17 protein-coding genes are annotated in these 17,047 nt (G+C 63.9%); 7 read left to right on the forward strand and 10 right to left on the reverse strand.

Annotated elements, in window-relative coordinates; all coding sequences use genetic code 11:
- Nucleotides 1-126 (forward strand): hypothetical protein, encoded by a 126-nt coding sequence (locus J2X35_RS04350; protein ID WP_274533089.1) that lies wholly within the window; start codon nucleotides 1-3, stop codon nucleotides 124-126.
- 55 nt (nucleotides 127-181) lie between these two features.
- Here J2X35_RS04350 and J2X35_RS04355 read toward each other — a convergent pair whose 3' ends face one another.
- Nucleotides 182-679 carry a GNAT family N-acetyltransferase gene (locus J2X35_RS04355; protein WP_310181747.1) on the reverse strand — a complete coding sequence of 166 codons (498 nt, stop codon included), beginning with the start codon at nucleotides 677-679 and terminating at the stop codon, nucleotides 182-184.
- Between the two features lie 282 nt (nucleotides 680-961).
- Between J2X35_RS04355 and J2X35_RS04360 the strand changes: the two genes are divergently transcribed.
- Nucleotides 962-1,636 carry a YjbE family putative metal transport protein gene (locus J2X35_RS04360; protein ID WP_056109130.1) on the forward strand — a complete coding sequence of 225 codons (675 nt, stop codon included), beginning with the start codon at nucleotides 962-964 and terminating at the stop codon, nucleotides 1,634-1,636.
- Between the two features lie 35 nt (nucleotides 1,637-1,671).
- Here the strand turns inward: J2X35_RS04360 and J2X35_RS04365 are convergent, their stop codons facing one another.
- The 8 genes from J2X35_RS04365 to J2X35_RS04400 all read right to left on the reverse strand — a co-directional run bounded on the left by J2X35_RS04365 (nucleotide 1,672) and on the right by J2X35_RS04400 (nucleotide 10,280).
- Nucleotides 1,672-2,466, reverse strand: coding sequence for an N-acyl homoserine lactonase family protein (locus J2X35_RS04365; protein ID WP_310181749.1), 795 nt, complete (start codon nucleotides 2,464-2,466; stop codon nucleotides 1,672-1,674).
- Between the two features lie 10 nt (nucleotides 2,467-2,476).
- Entirely contained in the window at nucleotides 2,477-3,376 is a 900-nt protein-coding gene (locus tag J2X35_RS04370) for an NAD(P)-dependent oxidoreductase (RefSeq protein ID WP_310181752.1), read from the reverse strand.
- Nucleotides 3,377-3,414: 38 nt separating this feature from the next.
- Nucleotides 3,415-3,798 carry a carboxymuconolactone decarboxylase family protein gene (locus J2X35_RS04375; RefSeq protein ID WP_056109138.1) on the reverse strand — a complete coding sequence of 128 codons (384 nt, stop codon included), beginning with the start codon at nucleotides 3,796-3,798 and terminating at the stop codon, nucleotides 3,415-3,417.
- A 139-nt stretch (nucleotides 3,799-3,937) separates the two neighbouring features.
- Nucleotides 3,938-4,732 carry a CoA ester lyase gene (locus J2X35_RS04380; RefSeq protein WP_310181755.1) on the reverse strand — a complete coding sequence of 265 codons (795 nt, stop codon included), beginning with the start codon at nucleotides 4,730-4,732 and terminating at the stop codon, nucleotides 3,938-3,940.
- Nucleotides 4,732-6,207, reverse strand: coding sequence for an aldehyde dehydrogenase (locus tag J2X35_RS04385; RefSeq protein WP_310181757.1), 1,476 nt, complete (start codon nucleotides 6,205-6,207; stop codon nucleotides 4,732-4,734). Before J2X35_RS04385 ends, J2X35_RS04380 begins: the two co-directional genes overlap by 1 nt.
- Nucleotides 6,204-7,355, reverse strand: coding sequence for a CaiB/BaiF CoA-transferase family protein (locus J2X35_RS04390; RefSeq protein ID WP_310181758.1), 1,152 nt, complete (start codon nucleotides 7,353-7,355; stop codon nucleotides 6,204-6,206). The genes J2X35_RS04385 and J2X35_RS04390 overlap by 4 nt, the downstream gene beginning before the upstream one ends.
- Nucleotide 7,356: 1 nt before the next feature.
- Nucleotides 7,357-9,027 carry an acyl-CoA dehydrogenase family protein gene (locus J2X35_RS04395; protein ID WP_310181760.1) on the reverse strand — a complete coding sequence of 557 codons (1,671 nt, stop codon included), beginning with the start codon at nucleotides 9,025-9,027 and terminating at the stop codon, nucleotides 7,357-7,359.
- A gap of 17 nt (nucleotides 9,028-9,044) precedes the next feature.
- Entirely contained in the window at nucleotides 9,045-10,280 is a 1,236-nt protein-coding gene (locus J2X35_RS04400; RefSeq protein ID WP_310181764.1) for a CoA transferase, read from the reverse strand.
- A gap of 266 nt (nucleotides 10,281-10,546) precedes the next feature.
- Between J2X35_RS04400 and J2X35_RS04405 the strand changes: the two genes are divergently transcribed.
- From J2X35_RS04405 to J2X35_RS04425, 5 genes are read left to right on the forward strand one after another with little or no spacing between them, the layout of a single operon-like run.
- A complete protein-coding gene (locus J2X35_RS04405; RefSeq protein ID WP_310181766.1) occupies nucleotides 10,547-11,629 on the forward strand; it encodes a TRAP transporter substrate-binding protein DctP in 1,083 nt (360 codons plus the stop codon).
- Between the two features lie 59 nt (nucleotides 11,630-11,688).
- Nucleotides 11,689-12,204: a TRAP transporter small permease gene (locus J2X35_RS04410; RefSeq protein WP_310181768.1), complete on the forward strand. Its 516-nt coding sequence runs from the start codon at nucleotides 11,689-11,691 to the stop codon at nucleotides 12,202-12,204.
- A complete protein-coding gene (locus J2X35_RS04415; protein WP_310181770.1) occupies nucleotides 12,201-13,493 on the forward strand; it encodes a TRAP transporter large permease subunit in 1,293 nt (430 codons plus the stop codon). Before J2X35_RS04410 ends, J2X35_RS04415 begins: the two co-directional genes overlap by 4 nt.
- On the forward strand, nucleotides 13,469-14,848 hold the full coding sequence (locus J2X35_RS04420) for an MmgE/PrpD family protein (protein ID WP_310181773.1): 1,380 nt from the start codon (nucleotides 13,469-13,471) through the stop codon (nucleotides 14,846-14,848). The genes J2X35_RS04415 and J2X35_RS04420 overlap by 25 nt, the downstream gene beginning before the upstream one ends.
- Nucleotides 14,845-16,062: a CaiB/BaiF CoA-transferase family protein gene (locus tag J2X35_RS04425; RefSeq protein WP_310181774.1), complete on the forward strand. Its 1,218-nt coding sequence runs from the start codon at nucleotides 14,845-14,847 to the stop codon at nucleotides 16,060-16,062. The genes J2X35_RS04420 and J2X35_RS04425 overlap by 4 nt, the downstream gene beginning before the upstream one ends.
- Nucleotides 16,063-16,071: 9 nt before the next feature.
- Here the strand turns inward: J2X35_RS04425 and J2X35_RS04430 are convergent, their stop codons facing one another.
- The gene (locus J2X35_RS04430) at nucleotides 16,072-16,917 is read right to left on the reverse strand and encodes a MaoC family dehydratase N-terminal domain-containing protein (RefSeq protein ID WP_310181776.1); all 846 of its coding nucleotides are present in this window, start codon (nucleotides 16,915-16,917) and stop codon (nucleotides 16,072-16,074) included.
- Between the last annotated feature and the right edge of the window lie 130 nt (nucleotides 16,918-17,047).

The following is a 17,047-nucleotide window of genomic DNA, read 5'->3' on the forward strand; positions in this document are numbered from 1 at the left end:
ATGAACGAAGTCAACCAGAACCCGACCACCCCGCTCCAGCTTCTGTTGGCCTGGGGATTTGTCGGCATCCCGCTGATCTGGGGAGTGTTTCAGACGCTGCTCAACGCGCTGCAACTCTTCCAGTAGGAAAATCGATCGGGCGTGGGCTTCCAGTCCACGCCCGATCTGGCCTTGCGTAGCTTCAGCCGGCCACTGTCCGCACATAGTAGCGTACGGTCTTCTCGCCGCCGTGGATGACCGCACTACCAACTTCGCTGAAGCCAAGGGCGGCATGAAATGCATCGGAGGCCGGATTGGGCGGGTTCACGTTGACCTCGCTCGTCACCAGGGAGTGGCCGGCTTTCCGCGCGAAGTCGAAGAGATCTTCATAGAGCCGCCGTGCGTGGCCGTGGCCGCGCGCGGCGCCAGCCACAACGATCCGGTCAACGTAGGCGAAGCGCGGATACCGTTGCTTGAACCAGTGGAAGTTCGGGCTGTCATAGTCGGCGTCCTGATCGAGTGCGATCAGAAACGCCTCCAAGGCGCCGATCCGCCTCGCAAGGACTGCCTGCGCCAGCAGATGGGAGAGCCCAGGTGAATCCAGCCAGGAAAGGTCGGCGACGTTCTCGTTATTGAGCACCAGAACAGCCGCTTCGTCCGCGCAAGTGATCGATTCGATGGGCGCGAGTGTTTCCTTCAAGGGCACTTGCAAGACCGTCTCCGTTCAGCAACCAGAGTGCATCCGCAAACCCATCTACATTGAATGACAGTGCGGAGATGAGTTTCGACAGCGGTTTTTGACAATTCAAATCAAGTCAAAACGATTAGACCAATGGACACTTACTTTAAGGCTTTGACAGGATTTTCTGCAGGCCCTAGTTAACCGGGCGCGACTTCCTGTCGCAAGTTTGTGCTGCGTGACTTCCGGCTGCTCCGGCAATTCGAGGAACGATCGCTCAACAGAGTGCCGGAGCCCTGCCGAATGCCCTTCGAGATCGACCAGTCCACGATTGCCGCCTATATCGAAGTCATCACCATCAACCTGGTTCTTTCCGGCGACAACGTCATCGTCATCGGCATGGCGGCGGCGGGATTGGCTTCCGAGCTTCGTCAGAAGGCAATTCTCGCCGGCATCGCCGCGGCGGCTGTGATCCGCATCCTGTTTGCCGTGGTGGCGGTCAAGCTTCTGGCCATCACCGGCATCATGCTCCTGGGCGGATTGCTGCTGCTTTGGGTGTGCTGGAACATGTTTCAGGAAATGTGGAGCGCCGAAGGGCACGGGGATATTCAATCGGATATGGCGGGCGAAGGCGTCCTGACCGGGGCGAAGCCCAAGCAGCTTCGCCAGGCCATCATGCAGATCATCGTCGCCGACGTATCGATGTCGCTGGACAACGTCCTGGCCGTGGCGGGCGCAGCCAGCGAGGACATGAACGCCCTGATCTTCGGGCTGGTGCTGTCGGTCGTCCTGATGGCGGTCGCCTCGACCTTGGTTGCCAAATTGCTGGGCAAGTACCGCTGGATAGGTTGGATCGGCCTGGCAATCATCGTCTATGTCGCTGGCACCATGATCTTTGAAGGCAGCGAACAGTTGATGGCGCTGGATTGGCACGCCATCTTCGCGCGTTGGACCGGCTCGGCCACCATGGCGCATTAGGCGCGAACAAGCACCCGGCAGGCGAGGGCGGTTCGCTACTGTGTCGGCTCGAGATCGACGCGGACGGCCCAGCCTTCCATGCCGGGGATAGCCGGGTAGCGCTCGAACACTTTGGGGTCGTGCCCCGGCACGACATGGCGCATCGACGGCGCAAGCCGTCTAATGGTCCTGTAGCCTTCCAGAAGCTCGGCCAGATCGTCGAACACCGCGAAGGCGCGGTCGTTCTCGATATGCTCGTAATAATGCGAGGCATCGGACGCCAGGACCACCGGGCCGCGTTCGGTGTTGACGCGCACGATCTGCAGGCCGCGCGAATGGCCGCCGACCTTGTGGACGCTGATGCCGGGAGCGATCTCCGCCTCGCCGTCATAGAAATCGACCCGCCCGGCGAAGACCTTGCGCACCATCGACACCACGTTCTCCTCCTCGAAGGGATGGTTGAGAAGGTGGTGGCACATGCAGCGGCCTGTCACATAGGCCATCTCGCAATCCTGGATGTGGTAGCGGGCGTTCGGCAGCAGGTCGACATTGCCGGCATGGTCGTAGTGCATGTGGGTGACAATGACGTCACGCACCTGGTCGGGCTCGAAGCCGACCGCCTTCAGCCCCATCCCGACCGGCTTCAGCAGTTCGCGCTGCCGGCGCTTGGCGGTCTCGGCATCGAAGCCGGTATCGACGACGAAACTGCGCTTGTCGTTGGAGATCACCCAGAAGAAATAGTCGATCGGCATGGGCGTGTCGTGCGGATCGCCGCCATGGAAATTGGCCGGCCGGTTGCGGTCGGACCGGCCGTAGCGGATCATCCGGATTTCATAGCGGTCGTCGCTCATGCCGCTTGCCTCAACCCTTCTTGGCGCCGACCTCGACGCCGGCCCATTGTTCCGGAATCTGCACGACCTGCGTGAAATCGGAGTCCGGGCCGAGCTGCGAATGGACGAGTTGCCAGAGTTGCTTGACCGCATTGCCGACCCACATCTGCGTGCCCAGCGCCTCGGCCTCTTCCATGCACAGCTTCAAATCCTTGTACATGAGGCCGGTGGTGAAGCCGAAGTCGAAAGTGCGCGGCAGGATCGCCTTGGGGAACTTGTCCTGCGATGCGCTGTTGCGGCCGGAGCCGGCGTTGATGACATCGATGACGATGGCTGGGTCCAGACCGGCCTTGACCGCCATGACCACAGCCTCGGCCGTCGCCGCGAGCGCGGTGGCGGAAAGGAGGTTGTTGACCAGTTTCATCGTCTGCCCGAGACCGGATTTCTCGCCGACATAGAACAGCTTGCCGATGTGCTTGAGCATCGGTTCTGCAATCTCGTAGTGGGCGCGCGGGCCGGAGATCATGACAGCAAGCGTGCCGGCCTTGGCGCCGGCCTTGCCGCCGGAAACCGGCGCGTCGAGATGGACGATGTTCTTTTCCGCCAGCTTGGCCGCGATGCGCACCGAGGAGGTTGCGCCGGTGGTCGACAGGTCGATGAACCGCTTGACCGTCTTGCCGGAAGACACGCCGTTTTCGCCGGTCGCCACCTTGTCGACGATGACCGGCGTCGGCAGGCTGGCGAATACGGTCTCGCAGGCATCCGCCACGTCTTTCGGCGTCTTCACCGCGCGGGCGCCCAGCGCCTCGAACTGTTTGAGCGCCGCGTCGTTGACGTCACTCACCACCAGCCTGTAACCGGCCTCGACCAGCCGGCCGGCCATGGGCGCACCCATATTGCCGAGGCCGATAAATCCAATCTCGCTGCTCATGTCAGCTTCTCCTCAACCCGTTGCCGGCCAACAGCCGCTTATTTCTTGCCGTCGATCTCGGCGAACACGCGCCGCGCGATGCGGAAGGAATCGACCGCTGCCGGCACGCCGCAATAGATCGCCACCTGCAGGAAGACTTCGCAGATTTCCTCGCGGCTCAGGCCGTTGTTCAGCGCGCCCTTGACGTGAACTTCGATCTCGTGCGGACGATTGAGCGCCGACAGCATGGCGAGGTTCAGGAACGAACGCGTCTTGCGGTCGAGGCCGTCGCGGCCCCAGACGGCGCCCCAGCAATATTCGGTCACCAACTCCTGCAGCGGACGGTTGAAATCGTCGGCGGACTTGATGGCGTTGTCGACATAGTCCTTGCCGAGCACCGCGCTGCGGATCGCCAGACCCTTTTCGTAGGTTGCCTTGTCCATGGAATATCCTCCTGAAGTGAAATATCGAAGCGCGGTAGCGCGGATGTTCGGTTCATTATGGGCCGCAGCCCACAGGCATTCTCAAGGGCGGGCGGCGGCATAGCAGCTATCCAGCGCCCACCCTTGCGATGAATTCGTCTCAGCTAGCCGCCTCCTGGATGCGCCGGGCGCGCTCCACCAAAGGCTTGTCGACCATCTGGCCATCGACCTTGACGGCGCTGTCGGACGTTGCCGCGGCCAGCACGCGGCCGGCCCAGGCGATTTCCTTTTCCGTCGGGCGGAAGGCGGCAAGGATCGGCGCCACCTGTTTCGGATGAATGGCGAGCTTGCCGCCGAACCCCATGGCGCGGGCGCGGGCCGCATCGCCGCCGATCAACTCGGCATCGTCGAGCGTCGGCGTTACGCCGTCGATTGGCGGCAGCCTGCCGGCGCCCCGCGATTCCAGCACCAGCCGCGAGCGCGTGAACAGCAGCGCTTCCCATGTCGGCTGGCAGCCGAGGTCGAGCGCGAAATCGAGTGAGCCGAAACCGACGCACAGAACCTGCGGCGCGCGCAGAATCTCGCCAAGATTTTCCAGCCCGACAACCGTTTCGATCAGCGGGATGATCGGCACATTTCCACTGGAAGCTTTGGCCACAGCGGCCAGGTCGTTGGCGGTTTCGGCCTTCGGCACCATGATCCCGGCAAGGCCTGCCGAGCCAAGCGCGGCCAGGTCGCGGTCCCACCAGTCGGTTCCTGCGCCGTTGATGCGCACAAAAACCGGCTTTGCGGTCACGCCATGGTTCGCGAGATTGCCGCGCGCCTCATTCTTCTGCGAGGCGTCAACGGCATCTTCAAGATCGATGATGATCGCGTCTGACCCGGTGGCAGCCGCCTTTTCGAAACGCTCGGGCCGGTTGCCCGGCACGAAGAGGGGAGAGACAGGCGCGCGCATCAGCGGATCACGAAGGGGTTGGAGGCGCTGGTCTCGGTGGCGATCCAGACCGACTTGAGCTGGAGATATTCGCGCACGGCGTCGATGCCGCTTTCGCGGCCGATGCCGCTGCGCTTGTAACCGCCGAAAGGCGAGGTGTAGCTGACGGCGCGGTAGGTGTTGACCCAGACGGTTCCGACTTCGAGCGCTTCAGACATGCGGATGCAGCGGCCGATATCCTTCGTCCACACGCCCGCGGCGAGCCCGAAATCGACGTCGTTGGCGATCTGCAAGGCTTCTTCCTCGTCCTCGAAGGGGATGACGGCGAGCACCGGCCCGAACACCTCCTCCTGCGCGATGCGCATGGAATTCGACACATTGGTGAAGATCGTCGGCTCGACGAATTGCGTGCCCTTGGCGCCGGGGCCGGCGTAGGGCTTGCCGCCCAGCACGCAGGTCGCCCCTTCATTCCTGGCGATGTCGATGTAGTCGAGCACCTTCTTGTATTGCGGCGGCGTCGTCACTGGCCCGACATTCGTCTCCGGCGACATCGGGTCGCCGATGCGGGCGGCCCCCGCGACCTCGACCAGCCGTTCCATGAAACGATCGTGAATGGAGCGCTGCAAGAGAAGCCGCGAGCCGGCGATGCAGGTCTGGCCGGATGCGGCGAAGATGCCGGAGATCGCGCCCATGACGGCGGCTTCGAGATCGGCGTCCTCAAACACGATGTTCGGCGATTTGCCGCCGAGTTCCAGCGAGACGTGCTTCAGGTCGCGCGCCGCCGCCTCGTAGATCTTCTGGCCGGAAAGGTCAGAGCCGGTGAAGGCGATCTTGGTGATGTCCTTGTGCGCGACAAGGGCCGCGCCCACATCGGCGCCGAAGCCGGTGACGGTGTTGACCACGCCCTTGGGAAAGCCGGCCTTGTTGAACAGGTCCATGAATTCCAGCGTCGAGGCGGACGTGAATTCCGACGGCTTGATGACGACCGTGTTGCCGGCGGCGAGCGCCGGCGCAAGTTTCCAGGCGAGCAGCAGCAGCGGCGAATTCCAGGGAGTGATCATGGCGATCACGCCCAGCGGTTCGAGCCGGGTGAAATTGAAGATGGCCTTCTTGTCGGTCGGGATGACCGTGCCTTCGATCTTGTCGGCCAGCCCGCCATAGTAGCGGTACCATTCGGCGAGGTATCTCGTTTGCGACGCCATCTCGGCATAGAGCTTGCCGTTGTCGCGTACTTCCGTTTCGGCAAGCGTGGCGGCGTTTTCTTCGATCAGGTCGGCAAGCCGCACCATCAGGCGGCCGCGCGCCGAGGCTGTCATAGTGCCCCAACTGGCCCGGCGCGCGGCCTTCGCCGCGCCTACGGCGCGGTCGACATCGTCGGCGCTGGCATGGGCGATCCGCGCCCACACCTGGCCGTCATAAGGATTGGTGGTCTCGAATGTGCGGCCGCCCTCCGCCTCGACATAGCCGCCGTCAATGTAAAGCCCGTAGCTCTTCATGCATTTTCTCCAAGTCTCGTGGCGGGCGACGCGAATTCCACGCGCAGCGCCGGCCCATCCTCGTCCAGCTTCGGAACCTTGCGATGCGCCGCCCCAGGCACTGGCAGATCGGCGAGGCGCACTTCGGTCCCTGCCATCTCGACCAGCCGGTCGCGCAGATGCGGATGCGCCGAAAGGTCTTCGACCGAGTTCAGGTTCGAGCAGGCGATGCGCGCCTTCTTGAGCTTTTCGATCAGCTCGGGTCGGGCATGGCGTGCAAAGATTTCGCCAATGATCGCATCGAGTTCGGGCCGGTTGTTCACCCGCGCCATATTGGTGGCGAAGCGCGGATCGCCCGCCAGTTCCGGCTGGCCGAGAATCTTGTCGCACAGCACCGCGAATTCGCGGTTGGATTGCACCGCGATCAGGAGAAGGTCGTCATTCGCTGCGCGATAAGCCCCGTAGGGCGCCAGCGTCGCATGGGCGACGCCGATACGCGCCGGCGTCTTGCCGAGATAGCGCTGGAAGGCGAGGGGAACGTTCATCCAGTCCGCCAGCACGTCGAACATGGCGATGGACAGGTCGATGCCCTTGCCGGTGCGGGAGCGCAGCAGCAGCGCCCGCAAAATCGCTGAGAATGCGGTAAGGCCGGTGGCGATATCGCAGACCGAGAAGCCGACGCGCGCCGGAGCTGAAGCGTCGCCGGTGATCGAGCATAGTCCGCTTTCCGCCTGCACCAGCAGGTCGTAGGCCTTCATGTCGGAATAAGGTCCTGTCCGGCCATAGCCGGTGATCTCGCAGGTGACGAGGCCGGGGTTTTCCCGCCGCAGCGTATCGCCGCCGAAGCCCCGTTTTTCCAGCGAACCGGGGGCGAGGTTGTGCAGGAACACATCGGCGTTCGCCAGCATGCGCCGCAGCAGCGCCGCGTCCTCCTCCTGGTCAATGTCGAGGCAGATCGATTCCTTGCCGGCGTTGAGCCAGATGAAATAGGCGCTCTCGCCATTGGCGGCATGGTCGTAGGAGCGGGCGAAATCACCCTCGGCGCGCTCGATCTTGATGACGCGCGCGCCGGCGTCGGCCAGAAGCAGGCCGCAATAGGGCGCGGCCACCGCCTGCTCGATCGAGATGACGGTGAAGCCGTCCAGTTCCTTGCCGAGACCCGCGCCCATGTCAGTTCTGCCGCGAGAGCAGGCCGCGGCCGATGACCTGCGCCTGGATTTCGGCGGCGCCCTCGAAGATGTTGAGGATGCGGGCGTCGCACAATACGCGGCTGATTTCCGTCTCCAGAGCATAGCCGATGCCGCCGTGGATCTGCAGGCTCGTATCGGCATTGGACCAGGCGACGCGCGCGGCAAGCAGCTTGGCCATGCCGGCTTCGATGTCGCAGCGCCGGCCCTTGTCCTTTTCGCGCGCCGCGAAATAGGTCAGCTCGCGCGCCATGACGATTTCGACCAGCATCATCGCCAGCTTGTCGGAAACGCGCGGAAATTCCGCCAGCTTGCGGCCGAACTGCTTGCGGTCCTCGGCATAGCGCAGGCCGAGCTCATAGGCGTTGCGGGCAACGCCGATGGAGCGCGCGGCGGTCTGGATGCGGGCGCCTTCGAAGGTCTGCATGAGGTGCTTGAAGCCTTGGCCTTCGACGCCGCCGAGCAACCCATCGGCCGGGACCTCGAAGTCCTGGAAGGCTATCTCGTATTCGCGCATGCCGCGATAGCCGAGCACTTCGATGTCGGAACCGCTCATGCCCGGAGAGGGGAACGGATCGGCTTCCGAGCCGCGGATTTTCGGCGCGAGGAAAAGGCTGAGGCCGCTGTACCCGGGCGAGGTCGCATCGGTGCGGGCGAGCACGGTCATCAGGTCGGAGCGGCCGCCATGGGTGATCCAGGTCTTGTTGCCGTTGATGCGCCAGGAACCGTCCGGCGCCTTGTCGGCGCGCGTCCGCAGGCTGCCGAGGTCGGAGCCTGTGTCGGGTTCGGTGAAGACGGCGGTCGGCATCACTTCGCCCGACGCGATGCGCGGCAGCCAGTGCTTCTTCTGCGCCTGCGTTCCGCCGATGGAGACAAGCTCGCCGGCGATCTCCGAGCGCGTGCCAAGCGATCCAGCCGCAATCCAGCCCCGGCTTAACTCCTCGGTGGTGACGCACATGGCCAGCTTGCCCATGCCGAGACCGCCATGTTCGGGATCGATGCAGATGCCGAACACGCCGAGTTCGGCCAGCTTGTCCACCACTTCGATCGGGATCAGGCTGTCGGCGAGGTGCCAGCGATGGGCGTGCGGCGCGATATGCGTATTGGCGAAGCGCCGGAACTGGTCGCGGATCAGGTCGAGCGTATCGTCTTCCAAGGTCTCGTCGATCTCGCCGCCGGCGCGGACATATTCGATCAGTTCGCGGCGCAGGCCGGCGAGGTCGGTGTGATCGACGAATTCCGAAACCGCCTGCCGCATGGTCTCAGCCGCCTTGCCGACGCCGATTTCGGAGGGCCGGATATATTCGTTCTGGCTCATCGGCACGCCGCCGATCAATTGCCCCAGATATTCCGCGAAGCCGATCTGCACGATCAGCTGCTCGCCGCGCCTGAAGCGTCCGCGCTCCTGCAGCCGCGCCGCCCAGGCGGCGGTGGCGACGATTGCCTTCACCGTCGTCGCCGTCCAGGCGAGGCCATGCACGGCGCGCTGGTATACGTCACCCAGGTCGCCGTCGAATTTACCATTCTTCATAACCAGCGGCTCGACCGCGCGGCGCACCGCCAGCAGATAGGCTTCGCTCGCCGCGGCGGCGCGCCGGGCCGAGGTGACCAGATCCTCTTCCGGCGAAACGGTCTTCTTGAGCGGTGCGGTCATGGTGTTCTCAATTCCCATCAGGCGCCGGCCGGTGCGGGACCGGCGACGATTCCAGCGTCATGCAATTTGCCGATCTCGGCTGCGGACAGGCCCAGCACAACGGCCAGCACTTCGTCCGTATTGGCGCCGAGGCCGCCGCTCGGCACGGGCGGCAGCCGTGTCTGCGACGGCAGCGTGGCAGCGGCGCCGGGCGTCGGATAGCGGTTGCGGCTCGGATGCTCGACCATGTCGAACAGCCGGCCATCGGTTCCGAAGGGCTCGCCGGCCGCGATGGCTTCCTTCAATGTGTTGTACGGACCCCAGCAGACGCCTGTTCCTTCGAACGCGCGTTCGAGTTCGGCCAATGTGCGGGCTTCGATGGCAGCTATCAGGAGCGGGTTCAGCCTGTCGCGATGCTCGAAGCGCAGCCCCTCGTCGGAGGCGAGATCGACGCCGAGTTCCGCCTCGATCGCCGTGATTTCCTCGCGCAGGCCGAGCGCCTTGACCAGGTCGCTCCAGTGCCGCTTCGTCAGCGCCACGATCATCACGCGGCGGTTGTCCCTGGTGCGAAAGTCGCGGCCCAGCGCGCCGAACAGGTCGTTGCCCATGCGCGGGCGATCCTCGCCGGAGACGAAGACCTCCGCAACCTGACCGAGATGGCCGAGCGACGTCGCGGCGACATCGCCCAACGGCACCCGGACTTCCTCGCCCTTGCCGGTCATGCGGCGATTGCGTTCGGCGGCCAGCAGGGCGAAGGCGGCGTAGGTTCCGGTAGCGAGGTCCCAGGCCGGCAGCACATGGTTTACCGGCACATCGCCCATCGATTCCGGTCCCGTCATCGACGGAATGCCGATGGCGCTGTTGACGGTATAATCGACGGCCGAGCTGCCGTCGGCCCAGCCCATAATCCGCACCGTGATGATGTCTGAGCGATGTTTGGCCAGGTTCTCGTGCGACAGGAAACCGGAGACCGGATAGTTGGTGACGAAAAGGCCAGCGCCTTCGCCCGGCGCCGTCGCGATTGATACGGCCAGCTCGCGGCCTTCGGACCGCGACAGGTCGATGGCGATGGACTTCTTGCCCTTGTTGAGGCCTTCCCAATAGAAGCTCGGCCCGTTGGGTGATCGCGGCCAACGGTGATAATCCGGTCCGCCGCCGATCATGTCGAAGCGGATGACTTCCGCGCCCATCTGCGCGCAATGGAGGGCGCAGGAAGGGGCGGCCACGAACGCCGCGCCCTCGACGATACGCAACCCGGAAAGCAGCTTGTACATATCAGCCTGTCACCGATGAACGGCAGTCATCGCGGCAGTATTGGAAAGGGTGCATGGGCATCAGTCTTCACGCTTCTTGGGATCGATTGGCTTGCTTCGATCATTGCCTAGGGCTGTACTAAAGGCGACGCTCAAGAAGCTGAAACCTGTTATGCCGAGGCATGGACTCCCATCCAGGTCCAAAGGCCCGAATGATCCCTCCCGTTGAAAATGCATCGACGCATTTGACGATCCGGCGCCTTGCCGGAGCTTGGAGGAGCAAAAAAATGATAGATCTGAGGGCAATTCTGCGCGAACCCTGGGCTGCGTTTCGCGGCCTTGCCATCGGCGGCCTCGCCGCTACCGGGTTCACAATGTTCGCCGCGTCCGCCTCGGCCGCCGAATTCGAGTGGCGCTATTATTCGGTGTCGCCGCTGGGTCATCCGTACTCCCAGATACTCGACAAGCATTTCAAGGAAATCCAGAAACGCTCCGGCGACAAGCTCAAGATCGACCTCGTCTATTTCGGCGAGACGCCCTACAAGGGCGCCGAGGCCGAGAAGCTGATGCGCGACGGTCTTGGCGAGATGACTGAATGGCTGGTCGGATACTCCACCAGCACGTATCCGCTGCTGTCGGCGCCAGAACTGCCGTTCCTGCCCACTGCCGCCATGAAGCCGGCGGACCAGATTCCGGCGCTCGACAAGGCTTGGCAGAGCCCAAGCGTCGCCGCCGAGTTGCAGGGCATTCTCGACCGGCACAAGGCCGTACGCCTGTCCCGCTTCTACTGGCCGCCGCAGAACCATTGGCTAAACAAGGCGATCGACGGACCGGCCGGCTTCAAGGGCCTGAAAATCCGCGAGTACTCCGCCGAGGGTATCGACTTCACCACCGCCATCGGCGCGACGCCTGTGTCGATGACCGCGCCGGACGTCTACGCCGCCCTGCAGCGTGGTGCGCTGGACGGCGTCGTCACAGCGTCGACCTCGATGACCGGCATCAAGTGGGGCGAGGTGCTCAAGGCCGGCTACATCACCAACTTCAAGCTGACGATCAGCCTGATCCTGGTTTCGCAGCGGGAATACGACAAGCTGCCGCCGGACGTGCAGAAGATCCTCACCGAGGAGGTCAACAAGGCGACCGACGAAATCCTCGCCTTCATGGTCGACAATGAGACCAAGCTGCACGAGCAGCTCAAGAAGGACTACGGCTTCACCATCACCTACGCCAAGCCCGAGGATTACACGGCGCTGCGCAAGGTTGCCCAGGAGGCCGTCTGGCCGGCATGGGTCAATCGGGTTGGACCCGAAGTCGGCAAGCCGCTGATCAATGATGTGCTCACCGCGCTCGGCGCTCCCGAGCGGCTCTGATCGAATGGAGGACGCCCTGAAAGTGGGCGTCCTTCCCTCCATGTCGAAGGAGCAGTTTCATGGATCGCAAACCCGATGCCTTGCGCGCGATAGACCGCGCCCTTTTCTTCCTCGCCTGCCTTTGTGGTCTGGCCATTCTCGTCTTGCAGCTGGCCGAGATCACTGCCCGCCTGTTTGGCGGCAGCGTCGTCTTCTCGTCCGAGGTCACCGGCTTCCTGATGGCCATCATGGTGTTCCTGGCGCTGCCTGAGGTAACGCGCCTCAACGAGCACATCACCGCCGATTTCGTCGTGCTGATGATGGGCCCGAAGATGCGGCGCTTCATCGAGCATTTCATCGCGCCGCTGTTTTCCGCGATCTATGCCGCCATCCTCATCTACCTGCTCTACGCGCTGACCCGAGACTCCTATGTCGATGGCGTCCGCTCGGAAGGCGTGACCCGGACGCCAGTCTTCATTCCGCAGGCAATCCTCGTCTTCGGCACCGCCATGATGCTGCTTCGGCTGGTCCTTCAGCTGGTTTCGCCGCAGCCGCCGCGCCCGCATTCCGACGAGGCGAAGGAACATATCCAATGATCGTGCTGACGGCGATTTTCGCCACCCTCATCGTTTTCCTGTTCGTCGGCCTGCCGATCGCGGTGTCGCTCGGCCTGTCCGGCCTGATCTGGATCATCGCCAAGGACCCGATGCTGCTGCGCGGCGCCGCCTATGCCGTTTGGAACAACGCCAACAGCGTGACGCTGGTGGCCGTGCCGATGTTCCTTTTGATGGGTGAGATCATCCAGCGCAGCCAGGTGGCGGTGAAGTTCTACCGCGCCATGTCGCTGTGGGTACGCTGGCTGCCCGGCGGCCTGCTGCATTCCAACATCGGCGCTTCCGCCGTATTCTCGGCCGTCTCCGGATCGAGCGTCGCTACCGCTGCGACCATCGCCACCACCGCAATCCCCGATCTGCTGCGGCTGGGCTACAAGCGTTCGCTCGTCGCCGGAACGCTGACGGCCGGCGGCACGCTCGGCATCCTGATCCCACCCTCCATCCCGATGATCATCTATGGCGCGATCACCGAAACCTCGGTCGGCCAGCTGTTCATGGGCGGAGTGTTGCCCGGCGTGATGATGACGGTGCTGTTCTTCCTCTACGTCGTCGTTGCCTCGATGTTCGACCAGCGCAGCAAGCAGCGCGAAACGCGCCAGGCGATTTCCGCGAGCGAGCGGCTACGCTCGCTGGGCCATATCTTTCCGATCGGCGTTTTGATCGCCGTCATCATCCTCGGTATCTATCGCGGCTGGGCGACACCGACCGAAGTCGCATCGCTGGGCGTCGCCGGCGCCATCATAATCGCCGCGGTGTTCGGCCAGTTCTCCTGGGCGATCTTCCGCGAATCGCTGATCTCGACGGTCCGCTTCACCGCGATGCTGACCTTTGTCATCCTGTCGGCGCATGTCTTCGCCTTCGCCCTGTTCGGCTGGGGGTCGACCCGCGCCGTGGTCGGCATCATCGGTGACCTCGGCCTCCCGCCCGCAGGCGTGCTGCTGGCGATCGTCATCCTGTGCCTGTTCCTTGGCATGTTCATCGACGCCATCTCGATGATGGTGTTGATCCTCGGCGTCGTGTTCCCGATCATCACGGCGGTCGGCTACGACCCGGTCTGGTTCGGCATCGTGCTGGTGCTGCTGCTGGAGATCGGCCTTATTACGCCGCCCGTTGGCCTCAACCTCTACACGATACGGGGGCTGATGCCGGGCGCCACGCTGTCGGAGGTCAGTTGGGCGTCGCTCCCCTTCGTGTTCCTGCTGCTGCTCGGCATCTTTATCCTTTGGCTCTTTCCGGAGATCGTCCTATGGCTTCCACGCAACGTAAAGTGAGCGCCGCACAGACAAACGCGGCGGAACGGTTGGCCGATTTCGCCGTCGCAGCAGATGCGGCCCGACTGCCGCGCGAGGTGATCGAGAAGGCGCAAGGCTGCCTGACCGACTACCTGGCCTGCGCGCTCGAAGCCCGGTCGCTGCCCTGGGGCAAGCAGGTGACGGAATACGCCGCCATCGGCCCCGCCGGCCCGGCAGCGGTGATTGGTGCCGGCCTTCGGGTTGGCGCGCCGGACGCCGCCTTCGCCAACGGCACGCTCGGCCACGGCCTGGTGCGCGAGGACATGCATGTCGCCAGCTGCTGCCATCTCGGCGTCGTTGTCTGGCCGACGCTGCTGGCGCTGGCTGATCTGACCGGCGCTGCCCGGGGCGAGGATTTCCTCGCAGCTGGCGTCGTCGGCTATGAGGTTGGCGCGCGGGTCGGACGCGCTTTGTTCGACGCCGATCTGGCGGCAAAAATCAGGCCGACCGGCACGGTCGGTGCGATTGGCGCGGCGGCGGCCGGTGCGCGGCTGCTCGGCCTGAGCCGGGAGCAGACGATTGCCGCAATCGGTTTCGCCGCGAACTGCGCCGGCGGCGTCAACGAATGGCCGTGGGTCGGCGGCACCGAGGTGTTCTTCCATGCCGGCTTTGCCGCGCGCAATGCCGTGACGGCGGTGCTGCTGGCCAAGGCCGGCGCCTTCGCATCCCCTACGGCGATTGACGGGCGGGCAGGGCTGTTCGCCGCCTTCGACCGGCGCGACAAGGCGGATGCTATAGTCCCTCTCGCCGACGGAAAGTATGAGATCATGTCCGTCTACTGGAAGCCGGCGCCGGCCTGCAACTATGTGCAGACGCCGTGCCAGGCGGCCCTTGCGGTGGCAAAATCCGGGGTAAAGACGCAGGATATAGCGGAAGTGCGGGTCGGCAGCTTCACCTCGGCGATCCGCTATCCGGGTTGCGATCAGGAAGGGCCCTTCGACGGGATTCTTGAAGCCAAGATGAGCATCCAGTATTCCGTTGCGGCGACGCTGGTGAATGGCGTGGTGGCGGAATCCAATTATGCGAAAGTCGATTCAGCGGAGGTGCTGCGCCTCGCCAAGGCAACGAAACTCTCCATCGATCCGCAATTCGAGCGAGTGTTCCCGGCAAAGCAGGGTGCGGAGGTGACGGTCGTGCTCAAGGATGGCTCGCAGATCGGCGAAAGGCGGGACGATATCCGCCCGGTCGATCGTCAAGGCGTTCGCACCCGCTTCCTCGAAACCGCGACGCAGGCTTTCGACAAGGAAAGTGCGGCTGAAATTCTGGCCGCTGTCGATGCGCTCTCCGCAGACGGAGCTGCGAGCGAAATCACCAGACTGGCGGGTAGGGCATGAACGGCAAAGGCGCTACGGGGAAAACGGCCGGGCAGGACAAGACCGCACTCGGCGGCATCCGCATTATCGAGCTCAGCCGGCTTTTGCCCGGCGGGCTGGCGACGCAGATGCTGGGCGACCTTGGTGCGGATGTCATCAAGGTCGAGCAGCCGGTGGTGGGCGACTATACGCGCGCCTTTCCGCCGATGGGCAAGCAGGATTCCGGCTTCTTCCTCGTCGGCAACCGCAACAAGCGCTCGATCACCGTCGATCTCAAGAGCGAGGCCGGCAAGCAAATCGTGCGCAAGCTCGTCGCCGAAAGCGACGTAGTGGTCGAAGGCTTCCGACCCGGCGTCGCCGACCGACTCGGCCTCGGCTACGAGGCGCTGAAAGCGCTCAACCCAGGCCTTATCTACTGCTCTATATCGGGATATGGCCAGGACGGACCGTACCGCGACGTGCCCGGCCATGACATGAATTACCTCGGCATCACCGGCATGCTGCAGCTCACATCGCGTCCGGGCATCGGGCCGCAGGTTCCCGGCCCGCTCATCGCCGATATAGGCGGCGGCTCGATGATGGCGGTGTTCGGCATACTCGCGGCTCTGATGGCGCGGCAGAAGAGCGGCGTCGGGCAGTTCGTCGATGTCTCGATGACGGATGGCTCGATGCATTTCATGCATTCGCACGCCTCGAACTATCTGCTGGCCGGCGAGGAGCCGACGGGCGGCGAGCACCGCATCGCCGGGGGTTCCATGCCCTACAACATCTATCGTTGCGCCGACGGCAAGTACCTGACGCTCGGCATCATCGAGGACCATTTCTGGCAGCGGCTGCGCAAGGCGCTGGGCCGCGACGACCTGCCGGAAGATCCGTTTCCCGCCCGCGCGGAAATGGAAAAGGCCAAGGCCGTGCTCGGCGACATCTTCGCCGGCAAGCCGCGCGACGAATGGGTCAAATTCCTGTGGGAGCACGACCTGCCGGCCGGCCCGATCAATTCCTTCGCCGAAGCCTTCAGCGACCCGCAGATGGTGGCGCGCGAAATGCTGCTGCATGTCGACCATCCGGTCGAGGGCAGGGTGCCGCAGATCGGTTTTCCGGTGAAGTTTTCCGAAACGCCGGGCCAGATCACCCGCCATCCGCCGGTTCTCGGCGAGCACACCGACGAAGTGTTGAAATCGCTCGGTTATGACGACGAGGCGATTGAGGCGCTTAAGGCTGAAAAAGCGGTCTAGGCGGCTTGCCTAGACCAGTATCCCCTCGATCCGCATCGCGATTTCGTTGGCGTGATCGATGGCCGCGAGCTGGAAGGCGTTGCCTTCCGCTCCGCCAACGATTTCGAACGGCGCCACCGCGTAGAGCGGCCGCATCGCGGTCACCTTGAACTCCGCAACCTGCCGGCCGGGCAGGCTGGCTGCGAGCAGATCCATCAGAAGCGTCGCCGTCAGCGGGCCGTGCACGATCAACCCCGGATACCCCTCGACGCCCGTCGCATAGGGATGGTCGTAGTGGATGCGGTGGGTGTTGTAGGTCACGGCGGAATACTGGAACAGCAGCACCGGGTCCGGCGTGATTGTGCGCCGCCATTGCGGCTCGAAGCCGATGTCGGCGGTGGCGCGCCGTTCCGGCGCGGCTTGGGGGGGCGTCGCCGAGGCGGCTTCCCGGTAGGCAATGCGCTGGCTCTCGCGCATCCGTCCACCATTGGCGCCCTCGATCAGGTGATCGACGGTCAGAAAAACCAGCTCTCCGCTGCGTCCAGTCTTTTCGGCGATGTCGGCGATGGTGGACGTGCGCCGGGCGGCTTCGCCGACAGTCAGCGGCATGTCGATAGTAACCGTGGAGCCAGCCCACATGCGGCGCGGCAGGTGGATCGGCGGCAGAAATTTCCCGCGTGCCGAGTGTCCATCCGGTCCGGCTTCGTCATGACGCATGGCCGGCCAGAACAACGCCCATATCCATGCTGGCGGCCACGCATCGCCGGCGGCGGGACGGGGACGGTCGAGCAGCCCGGCCATGCGCGCTGCGACCAGTTCGGTTGCGACATCGTCCACCGTCTCGCTTTTTCCGATCCAGTCGGCGTAATTCGGCATCGAAGTCCTCCGCTATTCGCAGACTACTATTGGACACCTCTTCGCGCGCGGTCGAGACACGCGACGGAAAGTGCTTCGAATAACAGCTATTCCTGTGGGCTGGGTAGTTCTGTTATTCAGGGATAACTGA

Source organism: Mesorhizobium sp. BE184, from assembly GCF_031457045.1.
Lineage (GTDB): Bacteria > Pseudomonadota > Alphaproteobacteria > Rhizobiales > Rhizobiaceae > Mesorhizobium.